The 4,093-nt window shown below is 73.9% G+C and carries 3 protein-coding genes; 1 reads left to right on the top strand and 2 read right to left on the bottom strand.

The features are described 5' to 3' along the window. Positions 1–184: 184 nt before the first annotated feature. Positions 185–1,669: an alpha/beta hydrolase gene (locus LCD33_RS22840; RefSeq protein WP_224978261.1), complete on the bottom strand. Its 1,485-nt coding sequence runs from the start codon at positions 1,667–1,669 to the stop codon at positions 185–187. Positions 1,670–1,790: 121 nt separating this feature from the next. Further along, positions 1,791–2,438, bottom strand: coding sequence for an HAD family phosphatase (locus LCD33_RS22845; RefSeq protein WP_224963166.1), 648 nt, complete (start codon positions 2,436–2,438; stop codon positions 1,791–1,793). Positions 2,439–2,758: 320 nt separating this feature from the next. Between LCD33_RS22845 and LCD33_RS22850 the strand changes: the two genes are divergently transcribed. Continuing rightward, the gene (locus LCD33_RS22850) at positions 2,759–3,985 is read left to right on the top strand and encodes an MFS transporter (RefSeq protein WP_224963168.1); all 1,227 of its coding nucleotides are present in this window, start codon (positions 2,759–2,761) and stop codon (positions 3,983–3,985) included. Positions 3,986–4,093: the final 108 nt, after the last annotated feature.

The following is a 4,093-nucleotide window of genomic DNA, read 5'->3' on the forward strand; positions in this document are numbered from 1 at the left end:
GGACAGGTCCTGGTCCGGGCGCTCGCCGTCCACCAGGAACTTGGTGGTCACGTCCAGCACGCAGGCGTTGCCGCCGAGCCCCCCGACGAGCAGGTGTCCAACGCGGCCAGGGAATGCCTGGAACGCTTGAACACCGCCTGATCCGGCCGGGCGGTCGACCCCGCCCGCGCCGGACCGGGGACGATCAGCGGGAGGCCGGGCAGGACAGGTCCTGGTCCGGGCGCTCGCCGTCCACCAGGAACTTGGTGGTCACGTCCAGCACGCAGGCGTTGCCGCCGAGCACGTAGGCGCCGTGCCCTGCCTCGTCGGTGCTGACCAGCCGCGCGCGGTCGCCGAACTTCTCCCGGAGCAGCTCGCCGCCGCGGTGCGGGGTGACCGGGTCGCGCCGGTTCTGCACGATGAGCACGTCGTCCGACCCGTCGTCGAGGACCGGCACCCGCGGCTCGGCGGGCTCGTGCGCCCAGAACGCGCAGGGCAGCACGTTCGCGGTGGCCGCGCCGAACAGCGGGAACTCCGCCCGGTCCGCGGCCACCCCGCGCCGGTAGGTCTCGACGTCCTCCGGCCATTCGACGTCGTTGCAGGTCACCGCGAGGAACACCGACAGCGAGTTGTCCAACGCCGAGGTGTCGGCCCCGGCGAGCTGCTGCGCGCGCACCGCGCCCTCGTCGGAGTCGCGCAGCGACTGCCAGAGCTGCGCGGTCCGGCCGTAGGTCGATTCGGCGTACAGCCCGACGAAGGTGGCCAGCCGGAACTGCGCCCCGTCCACCCCCGCGAACGGCTGGGCGTCGAGGCGTTCGGCGAGGTCGAAGTAGGTGCGCCGCACCTCCTCCTCGGTGCCGCCGAGGCCGTAGGAGTCGCCGCGCTGCGCGACCCACGCCGCGAAGTCCGGGAAGGCCTGCTCGGCGCCGAGCGCGAACCGGCGCATCCCGTCCCGGTCCAGCGCGGTGTCGCCGATGTTGCTGTCCAGCACCACCCGGTCGGCCCGCTCCGGGAACATCGAGGCGTACGCGGCACCCAGCGCGGAACCGTAGGACGCCCCGTAGAAGCTCGCCTTCTCCTCGCCGAGCGCGGCCCGGATCCGGTCCAGGTCGCGCGCCATGTTCGCGGTGGTCAGGCTGCTCAACCGCCCGTCGTCGTGCTGGGCGCACTGCTCGGCGATGGTGCGCACCTCCGCGGCCCGCTCGGTGACCGCGGCGTCGTCGTCCACCGCGTACGGCGGGATGTTGCCGTAGCGCGCCTGCTCGTCGGTGAACCCGCAGCTCACCGGGGACGAGTGGCCCACTCCCCTGGTGTCCATCCCGATCAGGTCGTAGCCGTCCAGCACGCTCGCGGGCAGGCCCCGGTTCGCCAGGTCGGCGCCGAAGGACAGCCCGGAGCCGCCCGGACCGCCTGGGTTGAGCAGCAGCACCCCGCGCCGCCGCTCGGGGTGCTGGCTGGCCAGCCGCGAGATCGTGAGGTCGAGCTGCGCGCCGTCCGGGTCGGAGTAGTCCACCGGCACCTGCACGACCGCGCACTGCACCGGCTGCGGGTCGGTCACCACGTCCGCCGGGCACGGCCCCCACTCCGGCCCGGTCCCCTCGGCCGAGGCCGGCACCGCCAGCAGCGAGGCCGCGAGCCCTGCCGCGATCAGTGCGGCCGCGCTCCGGCCCGCGTTCCGTTCGAGATCCATGTCGTCCTGCCCCTCATCCCGGGTGTTCTCCCGGAGGAGCACTCAACGGTGTGCCCCAGGGGCGAGGTCAACGGCTCGGGCGCTGAGTTGCTCCGTTCGGCGGCAGGCGTGCGGCCGGCGGTCAGCCGAGTTCGTCGAGCGCGGCGGGGAGTTCGGTGATGTCGCCGAGCACGCGGTGCGCTCCGGCGAGGGCGTCCTCGGCGGGCGGGAAGTGGGCGTTGGGCACCGCGAACACGGTGGCGCCGGAGGCGGTGGCGGCGCGCAGCCCGTTGCTGGAGTCCTCGACGGCGGCGCAGTCGGCGGCGGAGGTGCCGAGCAGCCGCGCGGCCTCCAGGTACACGTCGGGCGCGGGTTTGCCCGCGCCGACCTGCTCGCTGGAGAGGGTGGCGCCGACGGTGAGGCCGGTGCTGTCTAGGAACGCCTGGATGATCCGCGGCGGCGCGGAGCTGGCGATGGCGGTGGGGAACCGCTCGGCGACGCGCCGCAGGGTGTCGGCGGCGCCGGGCAGCACGGGCGCGTCCGCGGCGTAGACGCGGGCCATCTCGGAGATGACCCGTTCGGCGGCGTCGTCGGCGGTGAGCTGCGCGCCGAGGTCGTCGACGAGGTAGCGGGCCCATTCGGGGGTGCTCATGCCCTGCATGGCCCGGGTCGCGTCGTCGGTCCAGCGGCCGCCGTGGGCGGCGACGACGTCGCGGCGGATGCGGTCCCAGAGTTGTTCGGAGTCGACGAGGACGCCGTCGAGGTCGAAGAGCACGGCTGCGGGAGTCACGTCGCCGATCGTAGGAGCCGGGGCGCGGGCGCGTCCTGCTCGGTGGCGCGACGGTGGTGCCGGGGTGGTGCCGGGGTGGTGCCGGGGTGGCGCGGCGGTGGTGCAGGAGCGGCGCGGCACCGGGTGCAGGGGCGGTGCGCCGGGCGGGTTACTCCGGTCGCGGCGTCGCGCTGCTGCGAACGGAGCCGTTCGGGCTGTGTGCCTGCTCATGCGGGCTGGCTGGAGAACCACCAGAAAGTTAGCATTGCGAACGAACTACCCGGTGGGCGGCACGCGAGACGCGGAACGGCTCACCCCGAGACGCTGAGGAGTGGCGGCCGATGAGCGGCACGCACGACGTCCGGTTGCTGGACGTCTTCAAGGGCCAGCCGAAAGCGGTGTGGATCACCGCGTTCGCCGCGGTCATCGCCTTCATGGGCATCGGACTGGTGGACCCGATCCTGCTGTCCATCGCACAAGCCCTGCACGCCGGACCCGAGCAGGTGACGCTGCTGTTCTCGTCCTACCTGGGCGTCCAGGTGGTGGCGATGCTCGTCACCGGCGCGTTCAGCGCCCGCTTCGGGCCCAAGCGGACCGTCGTCACCGGCCTCGTGCTGATCGTGCTGGCCACGCTGGCCTGCGCGGTCGCCGGATCCATCGGGCAGCTGGTGGCGCTGCGCGCGGTGTGGGGCCTGGGCAACGCGTTCTTCATCGCCACCGCGCTGTCGGTGATCGTCGGCGCGGCCAGCGGCGGCCAGCAGGCCGCGATCCTGCTGTACGAGGCGGCGCTCGGCATCGGCCTGTCCACCGGCCCGCTGCTCGGCGCGCTGCTGGGCAACATCTCCTGGCGGGGGCCGTTCGCGGGTACCGCGGTGCTGATGGCGATCGCGCTGGTGCTCTCGGCCGGGTTCCTGCCCGCCGACGACGCGGACCCGGCGAAGCGGCCGAAGGTGCGGCTGCTCGACCCGCTGCGCGCCCTCGGGCACGGCGGGCTGCTGCGCACCGCGCTCGGCTCCGCCTTCTACACGGCCGCGTTCTTCGTGGTGCTCGCGTGGGCGCCGTTCGTGCTGGAGTTCGGGGCGATCGCGGTCGGCCTGGTGTTCTTCGGCTGGGGCCTGTGCGTGGCGGTGGCGGGCGTGACCCTCGCGCCGAAGCTCGCCGCCCGGTTCGGCGACGCGGGCGGGACCGTGCTCGCGGTGCTGCTGTACGCGGTGCTGCTGCTGGTGATGGCGGTCGGGTCGAAACCGGTCGTGGTGGTCGCGGTGATCCTCAGCGGTATCGCCTCGGGCCTGCTGAACACGCTGTTCACCGGGACCGCGATGAGCATCAGCGACGCGCCGCGCTCGGTGGCCAGCGCCGGGTACAACTTCTGCCGCTGGTTCGGCGGCGCGGTCGCGGCGACGTTGGTCGGGCACGTCGCGGACTGGTTCGGCTCGGCGCACGCCCCGTTCGCGGTGGCCGCGGTGCTGTGCGTGGTCTCGGCGGGCCTGCTGCTGGTGGACCTGCGCAAGCGCCGGGATCCGCACCGCGTGCCCGTGGAGGCCGCCGCCGTCGGCGAGGAGTTCTGACCCGTCCCGGCACCGGGCGCGAACGGGGCGTGCGCCGAGCCGAACCAGTCCGCGACGTGCCCGACCAACGTCGCCGCGCCCCCGCCCCCCAACCAGCGGCAGAAATTT

It is taken from the genome of Saccharopolyspora sp. 7B (assembly GCF_020177435.1).
Classification (GTDB): domain Bacteria; phylum Actinomycetota; class Actinomycetes; order Mycobacteriales; family Pseudonocardiaceae; genus Saccharopolyspora_C; species Saccharopolyspora_C gregorii.